Source organism: Brevibacterium sp. 50QC2O2 (assembly GCF_024580675.1).
In the GTDB taxonomy this organism is placed as follows: domain Bacteria; phylum Actinomycetota; class Actinomycetes; order Actinomycetales; family Brevibacteriaceae; genus Brevibacterium; species Brevibacterium moorei.
Map to the genome: position 1 here is coordinate 17,102 of NZ_JANIJZ010000019.1, position 16,532 is coordinate 33,633.

Sequence of the window (16,532 nt, forward strand, 5' to 3'; positions counted from 1 at the left end):
GCGCACGGCGCATTGCTACATTGAACACATGACGCACCTCACAGGTTTGCGGACGAATACCATCGCCGATATCGTCCGCCGTTCGGCCGCCCGTTACCCCGATAAAACCGCCGTGGTCTTCCGGGACCGATCCTGGTCCTATCCGGAATTGGACCAGGCGATCACCGACGTCGCCCGGCACCTGCTGTCCCAGGGGCTGACGCCCGGGTGCAGGGTCGCCGCCTATGGGAAGAACTCGGACCTGTACCTCCTCCTGTTCCTGGCCTGCGCCAGGGCCGGACTGATCCACGTGCCGGTGAACTATCAACTCACCGGTGACGAACTCGAATACATTCTGGCCGATTCCGGCGCCGATTTCGTCATCGCCGATCAGGACTTCTCCACCTATGTCCAGGCCACGGATACCGGCCGGGCCACGGACTTCGCGACCTTCGAATCGCTGCTGGAGCCCGCGCGCACCGGCGGGGAGCCGGCCGGCCTCGACGAGTTCGCGGCCACCGACGGCGATATCGCCCAGCTGCTCTACACCTCGGGCACCACCAGCGCTCCCAAGGGCGCGATCATGACGCACCGGGCTCTGGTCGCAGAGTACCTCTCCGCCGTCAATGTCCTGGACTTCGGGCCGGCTGACCGACAGGTCCACGCCCTGCCCATGTACCATTCGGCGCAAATGCACGTGTTCCTGCTGCCGGCCCTGATGCAGGGGTCGTACAACATCATCGTGCCGGCCCCTGTGCCGGGAGAACTGCTGGCGATGTTCGCCCAGCAGAGCATCGACACGTTCTTCGCCGCGCCCACCGTGTGGGTGGCGCTGGCGAATCATCCGGATCTGACAAAGGTCGATCTGAGCACTCTGCGGAAGGCCTACTACGGCGCCTCCATTATGCCGGGACCGGTCCTCGGCCGGCTGCAGGAGCTGTTGCCGGACTTGGGCTTCTACAACTGCTTCGGCCAGTCGGAGCTGGGCCCCCTGTGCACCGTGTTGCGCCCGGAGGACCACGCCGAGCATCCCGGTTCGGCCGGCAAGCCTGTGCTCTTCGTCGAGACCCGCGTGGTCGACGGCGACGGCGTGGATGTCGAACCCGGAGTGCAGGGCGAGATCCTCTACCGTTCCCCGCAGCTGTGCGAGGGCTACTGGAACAAACCGGAGGCCACCGCCGAGGCCTTCGCCGGCGGCTGGTTCCACTCGGGCGACCTGGTGATCCAGGACGCCGATGGCTTCATCCAGGTCGTCGACCGGGTCAAGGACGTCATCAACACCGGCGGCGTACTGGTGGCCGGGCGGCAGGTCGAGGACGCGATCTTCGAGTTGGACAATGTGGCCGAGGTCGCGGTGGTCGGGCTGCCTGACGAGAAGTGGATCGAGGCGGTCACAGCCTATGTCGTGCCCAAGGGCCCGCTGAGCGCCGAGGAGGTCATCGCCCATACGAGGACCCGCCTGGCCGGCTTCAAGGTGCCCAAGGCCGTCCACCTGGTCGAGACCCTGCCGAAGAACTCCGCGGGCAAGATCCTCAAGCGCGAATTGCGCCGGGCCGAGGCCTCGTAGGCGGGCGCGAACGCACCACGTCCTCGCCCACAATGGGGTGGGCATGTAGCGGGGGCCGGAAGTCGATGGACTTCTGGCCCCCGTCTCGTCCGTGCGATGCGGTGGTGCTGGCTCAGCGCACCTTGTCGAGGAATCCCTTGACGCGCGGATTCGTCGAGGTCAGCAGGTCGGCCGGCGCCGCCTTCTCCATCACGATCCCCTGGTCGAAGAAGGCCACGGTGTCGGCGACCTCGCGGGCGAAGGCGATTTCGTGGGTCACGATGACCATTGTCATCCCGTCGTCCGCCAGTTGTCGCATGGTCGTGAGCACCTCCCCCACGAGTTCCGGATCCAGTGCCGAGGTCGGCTCGTCGAAGAGCATGAGCTCGGGATCCATCGCCAGCGCACGGGCGATGCCCACCCGCTGCTGCTGGCCACCGGAGAGCTGGTGGGGCTTCTTGTGCCCGTGCTCTGCCAGGCCCACCCTGGCCAGTTCCTCCTTCGCCCTGGCCTGTGCCGCATGCCGGCTCATCCCCTTGACGTGGGTCAGCGCCAGCGCGACGTTCTCCACCGCGTCGAGGTGGGCATAGAGGTTGAAACGTTGGAAGACCATACCGATCCGGGCGCGGAATTCCGCGAAGCGCTTATCGCCCCATTCGGTGAAGTGATCGCCATGGCGGGAGTAGCCGACCTGATCGCCCAGCACCTCGAGGCTGCCGGAATCGATGGTCTCGAGCCCGTTGACGGCCCGGAGGAAAGTCGACTTGCCCGATCCCGAGGGCCCGATGATACAGCTGACCTCTCCCGGGGCGACGGCGAAGTCGACGCCCTTGAGGACCTGGTGATCACCGAATGCCTTGGTGACGCCGTGCGCGGTGATGATGGACTCGGCCATTAGATGTTCTCCTTGGCCTCGGTGGCGGAATCGGGAAGGGTGGTGACGGGCTTCGTGCCCGACCGGGTATCGAACAGGCGCTGCATCCAGGAGCCCTTGCGGACCAGGCGGACCCGGTCGCGACCGAAGCGCTTCTCCAGCAGGCTCTGCAGGTAGGTGGCGATGGCGGTCATCAGCATGTACCAGATGCTCACCACGATGAGCAGTTCGATCACAAGGTTGTTGACCTTGTAGATCTGCGAGGCGTTCGTCATCAGATCGGTACCTGCGACCACGATCACCAGGGAGGTGGTCTTGAGCATCGAGATGAACTCATTGGCCGTCGGCGGAATGATGATCCGCATGGCCTGGGGCAGGACGATCAGGCGCATGGTCTGCCCGCGGGTCATGCCGGATGCCTGTGCGGCCTCCGACTGTCCGGCATCGATCGCCTGGATGCCCGCGCGCACCGTCTCTGCGAAGTAGGCGGCCATGTTCAGGCCCAGGCCCAGGATCGCCGCGGTGGTGCCGGTGATGAGCTCATTTGTGTCCCAGTAGACGCCGATCATGGTGAAGGGGATCTTCACGATGATGTGCGGGAGCAGGAAGGCCAGGTTGAACCAGAAGATCAGTTGCACGATGACCGGGGTGCCGCGGAAGAACCAGATGTAGGCCTCGGCGATCCAGCGCAGCACCGGATTGACCGACAGCTTCATCACGGCAAGCACGACGCCCAGGATCAGGCCGATGATCGTGGCCACGATGGAGATCCAGATGGTCACGCCGATGCCGGAGATGATCCGTTCGTTGAATAGATACTGCCCGACAGCGGCCCACTGGATGTTCTCGTTGAACAGCAGGGTCTTGAGCATCCAGGCGACGATGTAGACGACGATGACGGCCACGATGATACGTGCCCAGGGGACGCGGCGCTTGATGGCCACAGCGGTGCCGTCGGCTGCGACGATGTCAGCGGTTCTGTGCTTGCTCATCTCAGTCGCCTCCGTTGATGGTCGCCTTGTCGATGGCGAGCTTGTCGACGCTCCAGGCGTCGAGGATCTTGCCGTAGCTGCCGTCGTCGATCAACGATTGCAAGGCCTTCTGGACCGCTTCGGCGAAGGGCTTGTTCTTGTTGTCGATGGCGATCCCCCAGATGGACTCGCCACCGGATACCTCGACCGCGTCGAATCCGGATTCGGGATCTGCGGCACGATCCGCTGCGGGCGGATAGTCGGTCAGCGAGGCGACGGACCTGCCCGATTTGATGGCGAGCCCCGCCTCCCCGTCGGCGGAGAAGCCCAGGATCTTGATCGCCGGCTTCCCCTTGGACTCACAGTCCTTGGAGAAGGTCTTCAGCCGGGCTTCGGAGGACCCGCCTTGGACCGTCGACACCGGTTGGCCGCACAAGTCCTGCGGGCCCTTGATCCCCTTGGGATTGCCCTTGGAGACCTGGATGGCGTTGCCGGCCTTGACGTAGTCGACCATGAAGGCCTGGGCCCGGCGCTCCTTGTTGTCTGTCATCGAGGACATGACGAAGTTGTAGCGGCCGGATTTCATACCGGGGATCATCGAGGCGAACTCCTGGTCCTCGATGTGGAAGCCGATGCCCAACTTCTTGGCGATGGCCGCGGCGATCGCAGGATCGACTCCGAGAATGTCCTTGCCGTTGTCGGCGAAGAGCTCCATGGGCGGATATCCCACGGAGTTGGCCATTTTGATACCGGTGGCCCTGATGTCCTCGGGCACCAGTTCGGTCAGCTGCGGATCGGCCTGGACAGCGTCGAGAACGCCCTTGGCCTTCTCGTCTGCGGGGACCTTCACCTCGACGGCGCCGCCGGCTTTCTGTTCGTAGAGCTCCGAGAGCGGTCTGGCGCCACAGGCGCTGAGTGTGAACGCGAGCGCAGTGGCACAGGCTGCCGCCGCAAGCGTCTTCATCCCCTTCATGGGTGCTGTGTCCTTTGTTGTCGGTGTACTGGCCTAGGGAATCCTAACGTGTTTTTCCTCATCCGGTGATTTATGACACATAGTGGATATTCGCCGTAAACCTTACCGCAATACAACACTGGAGCCGATGATCCTCCGGGGTATAACGCGATCGGAGGGCCACCGGCCCCGGTCGACTGCTCCGGAGCTATTCGGACAGGCGGGGGCGCAGCCGGTCCAGCAGGGTCACATGGCGGGGTTCGAGTTCTTCCAGGCAGGACACGCCCAGCAAGCGCATCACCCGTTCGATCTCCCCGGTGATGATGCTGAACATCCGGTTGACCCCCATTTCACCCCCGGCCATGAGCCCGTACATATAGGCCCGCCCCACCTGGGTGTAGCGGGCACCCTGGGCGATGGCCGCGACGACGTCGGCACCGGACATGATGCCGGTGTCGATGTGGATCTCCAGGTCCCGTCCGACCTCGCGCACCACCTCGGGCAGCAGGCGGAAGGGCACGGGCGCCCGGTCGAGCTGGCGACCACCGTGGTTGGACAGCTGGATCCCGTCGACGCCGAAGTCCGCGATACGGCGGGCGTCGTCGACGTTCTGCACGCCCTTGATCATGATCTTGCCGTCCCACATGTCGCGGATTTCGGCGAGGTCATCGAAACTCAGGGACGGGTCGAACATCGCGTCGACCAGTTCGCCGGGTGTGCCCTGCCAGTTCTTGATCGCGGCGAATTCCAGGGGTGCGGTGGTCAGCAGGTTGAACCACCATTCGATCCGCGGTGCGGCGTTGTACATGGTCTTGAGCGTCAGCTGGGGCGGGAAGGACATGCCGTTGCGCTTATCGCGATGCCGGGCGCCCGCCACGGGCGTGTCCACGGTCAGCAGTAGGGTGTCAAACCCCTGTTCCCTGGCACGGCGGACCAGTTCGAAGCTGCGCTCGCGTTCCTTCATGACGTAGAGCTGGAACCACAGGCGGCCGCCGGGTGCGGCGGCCCTGACGTCTTCGGGGCTGGTCGTGCCCATGGTGGACAGGGCGAAGGGCACCCCGTAGTTCTGTGCGGCCCTCGCCCCGGCGGACTCCCCGGCGGAGTGCATGAGGCGGGTGAAACCGGTGGGCGCGATGCCCACGGGATAGTCCACGTGGCGTCCCATGACGTCCCAGCCGGTGGAGACCTGCGAGACGTCGCGCAGGATGGTCGGGTGGAATTCGACGTCGCGGAAGGCGTCATAGGCCCGCTGCAGGCCGACTTCGTTCTCGGCTGCCCCGAAGGTGTATTCGAAGGGGCCCTTCGGGGTGCGCCTGCGGGCGATGTCGCGTAAGTCCCAGACGGTCTGGGCCTTGGACAGACGGGCCACGGCGGCGTTGCGCGCCGGATTCTTGAAGACGAGGATCTGCTTGAGGTAGTCCAGGTCGGGCAGTTGGTGTTTCATCGAGTGCCTTTCTTCGGTTGTCTTCTGTCGTGGTCTCTAGACGTGCGCGGATTCCACACCGTGGCCCTCCCGAGTCAGCCTTCGGGCGGCCGCGCGTCCGGCCAGTCTGCCGGCGCGGGTGGCTCCGATGGTCGAGGCCGCGGAACCGTAGCCGATCAGGTAGATCCGCGGGTCGGCGTCGACGGTGACCTCGTCGGCGATCGCGATGCCGCCGTTGGGCCCGCGCAGGTGCAGGGGTGCGAGGTGGTCCAGGGCGGGGCGGAAGCCCGTGTTCCAGAAGATCACGTCGACGTCCTCGGTGTGTCCGCCCGGGTAGGGCTGCCAGGATCGGGGCTGGACCAGGGCGGTTCGCCCGCCGGCCGGTCCCAGTCCGGCGGTGGCATTCGTCGTGGGGCCGGCGAAGACGACACCATGCGGGGTGATCCGGTTGAACATGCCGTGGCTGATCAGCGTGCCGTCGTGCACTCCCTCGACGTATTCGGGCCATAGGGGGATCCCGGTATGGCGCACCACGCTGGCCGCTGGCAGACCTGCCCTGATGCGTGTGGTGACGCCGGCTTCCACCGCTCTGCCCCATTCGGGGTCGTGTGCGCGTGCCAGGAAGTTCGGCGGTCGGCGGGTGGCCCACAGGGTCTTGGTGACCGGAGCCAGCTCGAGCAGGAACTGCACGGCCGATAGGCCCCCGCCGACGACGAGGGTGCGCAGGCCGCGGAAGTCCTCGGCCCTGGTGTAGTCGTGGGTGTGCAGTTGCCGGCCGGTGAAGGTCTCCCGTCCGGGGATGTAGGGAATGAATGGCCTGGTCCATGTGCCGGTCGCATTGAGGATCAGGTCGGCGGTGAGCGCCTGGTCCGCCCCAGCGGCCCCGGGCCGCGACTCGTCGCGGAGGGTGACGTGCAAGGGTCCTTCACGCCGGCCCTGTGGGGAGTCGACCCTGGTGACAGTGACGGGCCTGTGCACCCGCAGGTCGAAGGCGTCCTCGTAGCGGCCGTAGTAGTCGGCGACGATGCGCGCGGCGGGGACATCCGCCGGCGGATCGCCCAGTGGCAGGCCCGGCAGGTCGGCGATTCCGTGGGCCCGGCCCAGGGTCAGGGAATCCCATCTGTGCTGCCAGGCGCCCCCGGGACCGGTGTTCGCGTCGACGACGAGGAAGTCCTCTCCCGGTACCAGGCCGCGGTGCACCAGCTCGTGCGCGGCTGCCAGTCCCGCCTGTCCTGCGCCGATGATCAATGCGGCGAAGTGCCGGCAGGATGGTTGCGGTGGTGTAGCGCTCACGGGGCCAGCCTATGCCGCCCCGGTGCCGGCGGCCATCGCCGGAGTGGGAGCCGCCCCGGGATTCGGACATTCCCGGGGCGGGCCGACCTCAGGCCCGTTCGGCCTCGCGGGCGGCCTCCTGTGCCAGGCGGGGGCGCAGATTGTCCAGCAGGGTCACATGGCGGGGTTCGAGTTCTTCCAGGCAGGACACGCCCAGCAGGCGCATCACCCGTTCGATCTCCCCGGTGACGATTTCGAACATCCGGTGGACACCCGCCTGGCCGCCAGCCATCAGGCCATAGAGGTAGGCGCGCCCGGCCTGCGTGTAGCGGGCTCCATGGGCGATGGCCGCGACGACGTCGGCACCGGACATGATGCCCGTGTCCACATGGACCTCGAGGTCCTGTCCGACCTCGCGCACCACCTCGGGCAGCAGGCGGAAGGGCACGGGTGCGCGGTCGAGCTGGCGACCGCCGTGGTTGGACAGCTGGATCCCGTCGACTCCCAGATCGGCCAGGTGTTTGGCGTCGTCGACGTTCTGCACTCCCTTGACCAGGATCTTCCCGCCCCACACTTCGCGGACCTCTGCCAGGTCCGAGAAGCTAACGGTCGGGTCGAACATCGAGTCGAGGAGTTCTCCGACAGTGCCGTTCCAGTTGCGCACGGCCGCGAACTCCAAGGGTTCGGTCGTCAGGAAGTTGAACCACCATTCCGGACGGGGTGCCGCGTCGAGCACCGTTTTGAAGGTCAGCTGGGGCGGGAAGGACATGCCGTTGCGCTTATCACGGTGCCGGGCCCCGGCCACCGGGGTGTCCACGGTGAACAGGAGGGTGTCGAAGTTCTGCGCCTTGGCCCTCTCCACCAGCTCATAGGAGCGGTAGCGTTCCTTCATCATGTACAACTGGAACCACAGCCGCCCGGTGGGCGCGGCCTCGCGCGCGGCCTCCGGTCCCGTCGTGCCCAGGGTCGACAGGGCGAACGGCACGCCGAATTCCTGGGCGGTCGCAGCCCCCGCGCGCTCCCCCGCTGCGTGCATCAGCCGGGTGAACCCCGTCGGGGCGATGCCGAAGGGATAGGCGACCGGCGCACCCATCACATCCCATGAGGTCGAGACCTTCGACACATCACGCAGGATGGTCGGATGGAATTCCACATCTCGGAATGCGTCATAGGCCCGCTGCAGGCCAACCTCACCCTCGGCCGCGCCCGCCGTGTAGTCGAAGGGGCCCTTGGGAGTGCGGCGTTTGGCGATGCGGCGCAGATCCCATACCGTCGGAGCCTTGGCAAGACGGACGGTCTTGGGGTTCTTCACCGGGTTCTTGAAGACCATGACGGATTTCAAGTAGTCGAGGTCGGGCAACTGATGCTTCACAGGATTCTCTCCTTCGTTCAGGTGAGCGTTCACACGGACGCGCAAACGTTCGTAGGCGCGCCTTACCTTATACGCTACACGACCGCAGACCCAGACGAAATCAAAGTAGAATCGTGGCGATGTCCACTCCCATGAATTCCCGCCTGGTCGAGGACTACACCTCGATCATCTGGAAGGCCCACGAACTGCCCGGCCAGGGCCCGTCGACCGGTGATCTGGCCGAACAGCTCGGCGTCACCGCGCCCACGGTCTCCGCCAACCTCAAGAAGCTCTCGCGCGACGGTTTCATCGACTATCGCCCCTACGGGGCCATCACCCTGACGCCGGCGGGCACTCAGATCGCCATCGGCGTCGTGCGCCGCCACCGGATCCTCGAAACCTACCTGGTCCGGGCCCTGGGCCTGACCTGGGACCAGGTCCATGAGGAGGCGCATCGGCTCGAACACGCCCTGTCGGATCTGGTGCTCGCGAAGATGGACGCCGCCCTGGGACATCCCAGCCACGATCCCCACGGAGATCCGATTCCGACAGCCGACGGCACCGTCGCCGTGGACTCCTCCATCCCCCTGCTCGATGTGGCCCAGGAGGTCACCGTCCGAGTCGCCAGGGTCTCCGACCGGTCCGATGAACTGCTGCGCTATCTGGCCGGCCACGGCCTGCAGGTAGGCACCGAGCTCACCCTGGTCTCGGCGAATCCGATCGCCGGAACGGTCTCGGTGCGCATCGACGACCGCTCAGTGGAACTGGGGCTCAGCGCCGCCGACGCAGTGCGCGTACTCCCGGTTCACCCACACCAGGGGGACGGGGCATGAGCGAGCCCGATGCAGAACAGCTCCGGCCCGACCACGCCGAGCCCTGGGCACTGCAGATGGTGATCTTCCGCGATCGGGCGAACCCTGCCGGCCATACCGAGGTGTTGCGCGCCGCCGGTGCCGCCGTGGCGGCCCTGCTCGACGATGAGCGGTCCCGCAGCGGCGTTTGGAGCTCGGCGGTGGAACACTGGCGGGCCGGCTGGGTGCGCAAGGTGGCCCGCCGCGCCGATGGAAAGCGCTGGCGTGACGCGATCGAATTGCCCGGGGTGACCCGGGCCTCGGGTACCGCGCGGGTCCGCGCCTATCCCCCGGCTCCCCTGCGGCCCCTGCCCAGGGAGCTGTCCAGACTGCAGGTCGGCGGCACCGAGTTCCCGCGCACGGACGAGTCGGGTGATACAACCGGATCCGCCGACAGCGCAGCGGATGCCATCGTCATCGTGGAGGTCGACCCCGGTCTTCAGATGAGCACGGGCAAGACCGCGGCCCAGGTGGGTCACGCCGTGCAGGCCGTCCTCGATGAGGCGCCGGACGATGTCCTCGCCGCCTGGCGGGCAGCCGATTACGCCATCGACGTGCGCGTCCCCACGCAAGCGCAATGGGCGGTGAACGAGCGTCCCGTGTCGATCGTGGACGCCGGTCTGACCGAACTCTCCGGCCCTACGGAGACGGTGCGCGCCTACTGGCGCGCAGCGGACAGTCGCAGGCCGCGATAGCGGCACAGCGCCGTGTGGATCTCCTGGATCCTGGGCCGCGTCAGATGGCCGGGATTGGCCCGGCCGACGGCCAGGGCGTCCAGGCCCTCGGCATCCAGCTCGGCTGCGAGCTCGGCGATTGCGGTGAGGGCGTCGACGCGGCCGTCGAACCGGCGGGACAACCGCTCGAGGGCAGCGGCCACACCGGCAGTCTGCGCGGCGTCGAGCAGCTGGCCCACCGCAGACATGTCGATCGACTCGCGGCCCAGCTGGATCTCCCCCAGGCCGCGGGCGCGCGCCGGTTTGCGCTTATCGGCGGGTTCCAGCGCGCCGGCGACCGGCACCCGTCGGCCCGAGGTGGCGAACAGCCCCGCGATCGTGGTCTCGTTTGCGGCGGCCTCCCCCGGCGCAGGCCGCTCGGCGTGGGCGGCTGCGATCTCCCTGGCGCGCGCAGTGACCTCGGCAGGGACATAGGCGTCCATCGCCACCACGGTGTCGGCCACTGCGAAGAAGGCCCCGGAGCCGCCGGCGACCAGCACTGTGGACACCCCCGCCTGTTCGTACAGGGGCCGGATCCGGTCGACGAAGGGGGTGATCGGCTCACGGTCGGCCGGGATGAGTTCGCGCATCCGCTCGTCGCGGATCATGAAGTTCGTCGCCGAGGTGTCCTCGTCGATCAGCAGCGCGCTCGTCCCGGCGGTGACGGCCTCGACCAGATTGGCCGCCTGCGAGGTCGACCCCGAGGCATTCGTGGTGGAGAAATCGCGGGTGTCGGCACCCGAGGGCAGACCGGAGATGAACGGGGAGATGTCCACACCGGTCACCGCCCGGCCGTCCTCGGCGCGAATGGCCGCGGCATCGTCGACCGTGAGGACCCATTCGCGGCCATCGCCTGCGATATGCGGGTAGACGCCGCGCTCCAGGGCGCGCAGCAGCGTCGATTTTCCGTGATAGCCACCGCCGACGATCACGGTGATGCCCACGGGCACTCCCATTCCGGTGACCGTGCGTCCGCTGGGCAGTTCGAAGGTGCAGCGCAGCGAATCGGGTGAGGTGAAGGGCACTGCACCGCGGGCCAGTGGCAGGTCGGAATCGCCGGAGCGCCGCGGCAGGATCGCCCCGTCACCGACGAAGGCCACCAGGCCGCGTTCGCGCAGGGCCCGGCGCAGTGCCTGTTGATCGCGGTACAGCGCGACGTGCGCGGCCAATGCCGCATGGTCCAGGTTCTCGTACAGCAGGCCGGCGCGAGCGGCCGCCGGCAGTTCGCGGGTCAGCAGGCGTTCGGCCTCGCGGCCCTTGATGCGCCGACCGGCGGCAGGCAGTTGGACCGATAGACGGGCCTCGACGAAGTCCGGGGCGATGAGCACATTGGTCCGCTCCAGCACCTCCTGACCCACCCGGCCCACGCCGATCGCCCGGTTGCCGATGGCCGCTTCGAAGGCGCGGGTGAGGAAGTCCGCGGTGGCGATGCGGCCCTCGCGGTCGTCGATGAGGTGGGAGGGAATGGCGGCGTCGCGGATGTCGAAGGCCGCGCGCATGAGCGAGGGTGGGGCGTAGGGGTCCGTCTGCACCTTGTCGATGGAGACGATCACATCGCCGAAGTCGAAGTCCCCGCGCAGTTCTTTATATCCCCCGTAGCTGCGCCCGTCCAGGCGACGCAGCAGTTCGGTCAGGTGGTGGTCGGATCGCATGCCTGCCTCCGTGGAGTATGAGTCTGGGGAAAACAAAAACCCCGGGTCCGAAGACCCAGGGTATCTGTCGGGATAGCGGGATTTGAACCCACGACCTCCTCGTCCCGAACGAGGCGCGCTACCAACCTGCGCCATATCCCGTATTCACTTCTCATTGCCGTGCTTGGCAACGAATAAAACAATATCCGGTCCCAGGGTGCCGCGCAAATCGAGACGGCCCGATTCGACCCAAAGTGAGCAAGCACACGTTTGTAGGGTGATTATCGGGGAGCCGCCGGCGGTGCCGATAGGATCGCCCTATGGCATTGACCCGCGCCCTCATCACCGACGCCGCCCTGGCGATCCTCACCGAGTTCGGCCTGGGCGATCTGTCCATGCGCAGACTGGCCCGCGACCTGGGCGTGCAACCCTCGGCACTGTACTGGCACGTGAAGAACAAACAGGACGTGTTCGTCCTGCTGGCCGAACGCATGTCCGCACAGGTCGATTCCCTGCAGGGTGGTTCGCGACAGGGCGGCCCGAACACCGAGACGCAGACCGGGATCGCCGAGGCGCTCGCGGCATTGCGCACGGTGTTGCTGCGCTACCGCGACGGTGCGGAGATCTTCACTGTCGCCTACGCTCAGGCCGGCACCGAGGTCCTGCCCGGCACACTGACCGCAGCGGCGGCAGCCGCGGACCGGACCGGCGAGGTCGACGCGTGGATCGGCTATGTGCTGGGGCTGACCGCGATCGAACAGAATCGGGACCTGCTGGCCCGGCTGGACACAGGGCCCGGTTCGGCTGCGCGCGCAGCGGCGAGGAACTCCTCGCCGCTCGGAACGCCCAGCGCCGAGGAGGTCTTCGCCGCCGGACTGCAGAGGCTGGTCGGCACCGCCTCCGAGGCCTGACTCCGCTTTTGGCGGTCCACCACACCTGTGGCATACTTGGTTTCCGTTGGGCCTATAGCTCAGTTGGCTAGAGCACCTCGTTTACACCGAGGGGGTCGGGGGTTCGAGTCCCTCTGGGCCCACCCACGTCCTGAGTCGCGAGATCGTTGACAGATGAGCCGCGACAGGGCTGACACGAAGGCCCCGGAGTTTTCCCTCCGGGGCCTTCGTGTTGTCCGGACTCGGATGGGGGTTCATCCGGTTTTGCGGATGGGTGACTGGTAGCTCTTGGCGGGGTCGGTCTAGTGTGCGGACCGAGTGCTGATCATGGCACCTCCTGAGACCAGAAGGAAGCCAACGCCGATGGCGGCGAAGGCGGCTCGGAACTCGCCTCCGACGACGTGTCCGATCCCGTCGGGCATCGCTCCTGCAACCTCGACGCCGGTACCGATCATCATGAGCCGCCTACTAAGAGTCGACCATGCGGACCGCCCGCGGAGCCAGCGCCCCGCCTGCCACGCCAGGCAGACGACGCCCACATTTGAAATGACGTGGTCCATGACAGAGGTGCCCGCCTCCGTCAACGATGGCAGGTTCCCATCGGACAGGTGGAAGGCGGCCTGCGCGGCTACTCCGACTATCTGGGCTCCCAGGCCGACGAGGATCAGGGGTGGAACCGGGCGGTCTCCGCGTGAGTCGTTGATTCGTGGTGTCATGTCAGTGTCCTTGATGGAGCGCGCGTTCGCGGCCGGCCCGAGGTAGAGGGCCGTGCAGGCAACCTCCCCGACCGTGGAGAGGAGCTCGCCGTCGTCTCGTTCGCAACCGTCGAGGAACTGTGTGCCTGGTTGGCGGCCCATCATGCCACGCACCCCGGCCCCGGTTCCCCGAGCTGCGTCATCGTGCCCACTACCGAGCTCATCGAGCATCTCGCTCACTCCTCACACCTAGGGCGCCGGCGGCCAGGGCGTGAATCGGAATGGCAGTTCTGTTCAATTAGTACGACGCCACCGCCATCGCGCACATCCGCTGTCACAATGGGCAGCATGATCGTTCACAGAGTAGTGCCGAACTTGACCGTCACGGACCTGTCCAAAGCAGTCGACGAACACCGGGCCGCTCTTGGGCTAGACGTGCTCATGGACCATGGCTGGATTGTCACGCTTGGCGACGATGAAGGACATCAGCTCAGTCTGATGACCGCCGACGCCTCCGCCCCGATGAACCCGGCGGTTTCGATCTTCGTAGACGACGTGGCCGAAGCGCTGAATCGAGTCCGCTCGGCCGGGCTGGAGATCGTGCATCCACTCACTGAAGAACCATGGGGAGTCACCCGGTTCTTCTACCGCGACAGCGGCGGAAAAGTCGTCAACGTCGGAATGCACAGTTCCTAGATCAGGTAACCGAAGACCAGGGTGACGACTGCACGGCCGAACATTCCCAGGCAGTTCAACCCAGCACGCGCGCCCCGGAAACCGCGCTCGCAGATGCGCTGCGATTGCACAGAGGAAGTACACGATGACCCCGGCATGCGCGGCCAGTCCGACGCCGGGCACCCACAGACCGGCGATCAAACCCACCACCGCACACGCCTTGACGACGACGAGCGCCCACCACCAATCACGCGGGAACCGCACACCTTCAAGGCAGTCGCTGATGAACCTCGGCGGCCGGAGCGAGACGATCACATCGAAGAGCAGCGCTGCGCCGAGGAGACAGGACAACCACCAGGGATCGGGGATCAGGCTCATTCCCCCTCCCCCGCGTGTTTGGTGAGTGCGGCGATCACGCTGCGCAGACTATCGCGCAGTGCGTGGACATCCGGGGCATCACCAGGCCAGGTGAAGAGCCGCCCGATGTATGCGAAGTAGATTCCCCCGGCGAGCGCAGCGGCCCGCTCGACGGGTACCCCTCCCTCGCGCAGGACCGCGGCTATTTCACCGGACAGCCGCGCGGCCAACTCCGTGAAGACCGACGACTCGTGTGCGCCCAGGACCAGGATGGAACCGTAGGTGCGCGCCAGAGCAAAGTCACTGGAGAACAGGAGGAGGAATGGCCCGAACAGTTCCATGATCTGCTCGGTGATGCCCGCCTGGACCCGACTATCGGCAGCACCGCCTCGTTGGACATGGACTTCGCGGATCCGCTGGTCGAAACACTCCAGGAGCAGCGCATTTTTATCACCGACGGACATGACCGTCCCGACACTCACCCCGCCGGCGGCTGCAATTTCTCGAATGGTCGTCTGGGCGAATCCTTGGGTGCGGAACAAGCGGTCCGCGCTTGCAAGCACTTTCGCGTTGGTCGCGCGGCGCTGAACGTCACGAGTCTTCATCGTCCCCACCCTTATGAACATGTTCACTGAACATGTTCATCCTATGCTATGACGAGCCCACCCGGCCAGGGTGAATCGAAACCGAACGTAACGAATCGCTTGACAGTAGGGGTCCAATGGGGATGATCGAACCATGGCCGCGTCGTACCCGGAACCCCTACCCTTCCCAGACATCCTGTCCCGCATCTGGGCGATCACCGGCACGTCCGACTCCACGGTGCCACAGGCCCTCGACGCGGTGACCTTCGCCGGCCCCCGGGAGGTGCTTCCCTCCGCCTTCGACGTGACGGGGCTGGCCACCGGGGCAATCGCGGCCACCACGCTGGCGCTGGCTCGGTTGCACGCCGCCCGATGGGCAAGGCCTGCCGCCCCTGTAACCGTCGACAGCGCCGAGGCCTGTGCCGCGTTCGCCGCCGAACGGCTGTTCACACCAGTCGGCTGGGAACTGCCCCGTTGTGGGATCCCCTGGCGGGCGACTATCGCACTGCGACCGACTGGATCCGGTTGCACACCAATTACAGTCACCACCGTGACGCAGTCGTCCATGTGCTGGGCGTTCACGACCGCGCCGGCGTGGAGGCAGCGGTGGCCACACTCCCGGCCGAGGAGATCGAGCGCGCCGTCGTCGCTGCGGGCGGCGCGGCAGCAACCCTGCACACCCGTGAGGCCTGGCTGGATTCCGCAGCGGGTCGCGCCGCCCGTGATGCTCCCCCGATCACAGTCCGGGAACACCCCGGCACCGCAAGGGTCGGCTGGGCGCAGACCACTGCGGATCTACCCCTGAGCGGAGTCCGCTTCCTCGACCTCACGCGCGTCATCGCAGGGCCGGTGTACACCAAGATCCTCGCCGGCTACGGTGCCGAAGTGCTGCGCATCGACCCGCCAGGTTTCACCGAGGTGGCCTCCCTGTTGTCTGAGACCACACTGGGCAAACGCGCGGCAGCGCTCGATCTGGCTAACCGTGCGGGGCGAAGCACGTTCGAGGAGCTGGTCAGAACGGCCGACGTCATTGTGATGGGCTACCGGGCCGATGCCCTGGAACGCATCGGCTATGACAGGGCCCGCTTGGCCGCCCTCAATCCGGGCCTCATCACCGCACAGCTCAACGCCTATGGATGGGCGGGGCCCTGGCGGAATCGGCGCGGGTTCGACAGCCTCGTGCAGTTCAGTTGTGGAATCGCCGCCACTGGAGCATCCGCCTACGCCCGTGAGGAGCCGGTCCCGCTGCCCGTCCAAGCCCTTGATCATGCGAGCGGGTGGCTCCTGGCCACGGCCATCACCCGAGCGCTGCACCGTCGGCTCTCATCGTCCACCGTCTCACACATCACCGGTTCGCTGATCGGCACGGCCAATCTGCCCTATGCCATGAGTCCACCGGATGGACCACCGGTGCCGGGGAATCAGGCCGAGCCCGGCTTGGAGGAGACCCAAACGGATTGGGGCCCCGCACTACGGGTGCCGTTGCCCGGCCATATAGCGGGTGTCCAGCCGGTTTGGGCATATCCTGCCGGACCACTGGCCCGGCACGGCGCACAGTGGACGGACCGGCCGTAGCACTGCCCGATGATGGGCGCTAGACTTGCGCCCATGCATTTGTATTTCCTGTGACGGCCGAGTAGGTCCACCGCACTCGTCGAAATTCCTCCGAGCCGCGGCGACCGCCTCTCCCGACCCCTGTGCGGGTCACCGTCATTTCGCGCACCCATTTTCCGGGCCTCCGAGCCAGTGGCTGCGCTTGTTCAAAGGA

At 66.5% G+C, this 16,532-nt stretch carries 15 protein-coding genes, 2 tRNA genes and 1 pseudogene; 7 read left to right on the top strand and 11 right to left on the bottom strand.

Going from position 1 to position 16,532, the window contains the following annotated elements:
• Window positions 1-28: 28 nt before the first annotated feature.
• Entirely contained in the window at window positions 29-1,546 is a 1,518-nt protein-coding gene (locus NQ038_RS13235; RefSeq protein ID WP_257062784.1) for a fatty acyl-CoA synthetase, read from the top strand.
• A gap of 112 nt (window positions 1,547-1,658) precedes the next feature.
• Here the strand turns inward: NQ038_RS13235 and NQ038_RS13240 are convergent, their stop codons facing one another.
• The 6 genes from NQ038_RS13240 to NQ038_RS13265 all read right to left on the bottom strand — a co-directional run bounded on the left by NQ038_RS13240 (window position 1,659) and on the right by NQ038_RS13265 (window position 8,347).
• Window positions 1,659-2,420, bottom strand: coding sequence for an amino acid ABC transporter ATP-binding protein (locus NQ038_RS13240; protein ID WP_257046774.1), 762 nt, complete (start codon window positions 2,418-2,420; stop codon window positions 1,659-1,661).
• Window positions 2,420-3,391 (bottom strand): amino acid ABC transporter permease, encoded by a 972-nt coding sequence (locus NQ038_RS13245; RefSeq protein WP_257062785.1) that lies wholly within the window; start codon window positions 3,389-3,391, stop codon window positions 2,420-2,422. The genes NQ038_RS13240 and NQ038_RS13245 overlap by 1 nt, the downstream gene beginning before the upstream one ends.
• A 1-nt stretch (window position 3,392) precedes the next feature.
• Window positions 3,393-4,343 (bottom strand): ABC transporter substrate-binding protein, encoded by a 951-nt coding sequence (locus NQ038_RS13250; RefSeq protein WP_257046776.1) that lies wholly within the window; start codon window positions 4,341-4,343, stop codon window positions 3,393-3,395.
• 187 nt (window positions 4,344-4,530) lie between these two features.
• Window positions 4,531-5,766 (bottom strand): alpha-hydroxy acid oxidase, encoded by a 1,236-nt coding sequence (locus NQ038_RS13255; RefSeq protein ID WP_257046777.1) that lies wholly within the window; start codon window positions 5,764-5,766, stop codon window positions 4,531-4,533.
• A gap of 36 nt (window positions 5,767-5,802) precedes the next feature.
• Entirely contained in the window at window positions 5,803-7,038 is a 1,236-nt protein-coding gene (locus NQ038_RS13260; RefSeq protein WP_257046778.1) for an NAD(P)/FAD-dependent oxidoreductase, read from the bottom strand.
• Window positions 7,039-7,126: 88 nt separating this feature from the next.
• Window positions 7,127-8,347 (bottom strand): alpha-hydroxy acid oxidase, encoded by a 1,221-nt coding sequence (locus NQ038_RS13265; protein ID WP_257046922.1) that lies wholly within the window; start codon window positions 8,345-8,347, stop codon window positions 7,127-7,129.
• 161 nt (window positions 8,348-8,508) lie between these two features.
• Between NQ038_RS13265 and NQ038_RS13270 the strand changes: the two genes are divergently transcribed.
• Window positions 8,509-9,201 carry a metal-dependent transcriptional regulator gene (locus NQ038_RS13270; protein WP_257046779.1) on the top strand — a complete coding sequence of 231 codons (693 nt, stop codon included), beginning with the start codon at window positions 8,509-8,511 and terminating at the stop codon, window positions 9,199-9,201.
• A complete protein-coding gene (locus NQ038_RS13275) occupies window positions 9,198-9,914 on the top strand; it encodes a peptidyl-tRNA hydrolase (RefSeq protein WP_257046780.1) in 717 nt (238 codons plus the stop codon). The genes NQ038_RS13270 and NQ038_RS13275 overlap by 4 nt, the downstream gene beginning before the upstream one ends.
• On the opposite strand, the gene NQ038_RS13280 is transcribed toward NQ038_RS13275, so the two are convergent.
• Together NQ038_RS13280 and NQ038_RS13285 are read right to left on the bottom strand one after the other, a co-directional pair.
• Window positions 9,878-11,584: an ABC-ATPase domain-containing protein gene (locus NQ038_RS13280; protein WP_257046781.1), complete on the bottom strand. Its 1,707-nt coding sequence runs from the start codon at window positions 11,582-11,584 to the stop codon at window positions 9,878-9,880. The genes NQ038_RS13275 and NQ038_RS13280 overlap by 37 nt on opposite strands.
• 67 nt (window positions 11,585-11,651) lie before the next feature.
• Window positions 11,652-11,725 (bottom strand) — tRNA-Pro (locus NQ038_RS13285).
• 158 nt (window positions 11,726-11,883) lie between these two features.
• Between NQ038_RS13285 and NQ038_RS13290 the strand changes: the two genes are divergently transcribed.
• Together NQ038_RS13290 and NQ038_RS13295 are read left to right on the top strand one after the other, a co-directional pair.
• Window positions 11,884-12,474 carry a TetR family transcriptional regulator gene (locus NQ038_RS13290; protein ID WP_257046782.1) on the top strand — a complete coding sequence of 197 codons (591 nt, stop codon included), beginning with the start codon at window positions 11,884-11,886 and terminating at the stop codon, window positions 12,472-12,474.
• A gap of 48 nt (window positions 12,475-12,522) precedes the next feature.
• A tRNA-Val gene (locus NQ038_RS13295) sits at window positions 12,523-12,596 on the top strand.
• Between the two features lie 159 nt (window positions 12,597-12,755).
• Here NQ038_RS13295 and NQ038_RS13300 read toward each other — a convergent pair.
• Complete coding sequence (locus NQ038_RS13300) at window positions 12,756-13,379, bottom strand: hypothetical protein (RefSeq protein WP_257046904.1); 624 nt, start codon at window positions 13,377-13,379, stop codon at window positions 12,756-12,758.
• A gap of 108 nt (window positions 13,380-13,487) precedes the next feature.
• On the opposite strand from NQ038_RS13300, the gene NQ038_RS13305 reads away from it, so the two are divergent.
• Window positions 13,488-13,844, top strand: a complete 357-nt coding sequence (locus NQ038_RS13305) for a VOC family protein (RefSeq protein ID WP_257046905.1) — start codon at window positions 13,488-13,490, stop codon at window positions 13,842-13,844.
• Window positions 13,845-13,979: 135 nt separating this feature from the next.
• Here NQ038_RS13305 and NQ038_RS13310 read toward each other — a convergent pair.
• A pseudogene (locus NQ038_RS13310) lies at window positions 13,980-14,201 on the bottom strand (DoxX family protein); the annotation flags it as partial.
• Complete coding sequence (locus NQ038_RS13315) at window positions 14,198-14,785, bottom strand: TetR/AcrR family transcriptional regulator (RefSeq protein WP_257046906.1); 588 nt, start codon at window positions 14,783-14,785, stop codon at window positions 14,198-14,200. The pseudogene NQ038_RS13310 and the gene NQ038_RS13315, both read right to left, overlap by 4 nt.
• 453 nt (window positions 14,786-15,238) lie before the next feature.
• Here NQ038_RS13315 and NQ038_RS13320 point away from each other — a divergent pair, with 453 nt between their 5' ends.
• Window positions 15,239-16,339: a CoA transferase gene (locus tag NQ038_RS13320; protein ID WP_257046907.1), complete on the top strand. Its 1,101-nt coding sequence runs from the start codon at window positions 15,239-15,241 to the stop codon at window positions 16,337-16,339.
• Window positions 16,340-16,532 lie beyond the last annotated feature (193 nt).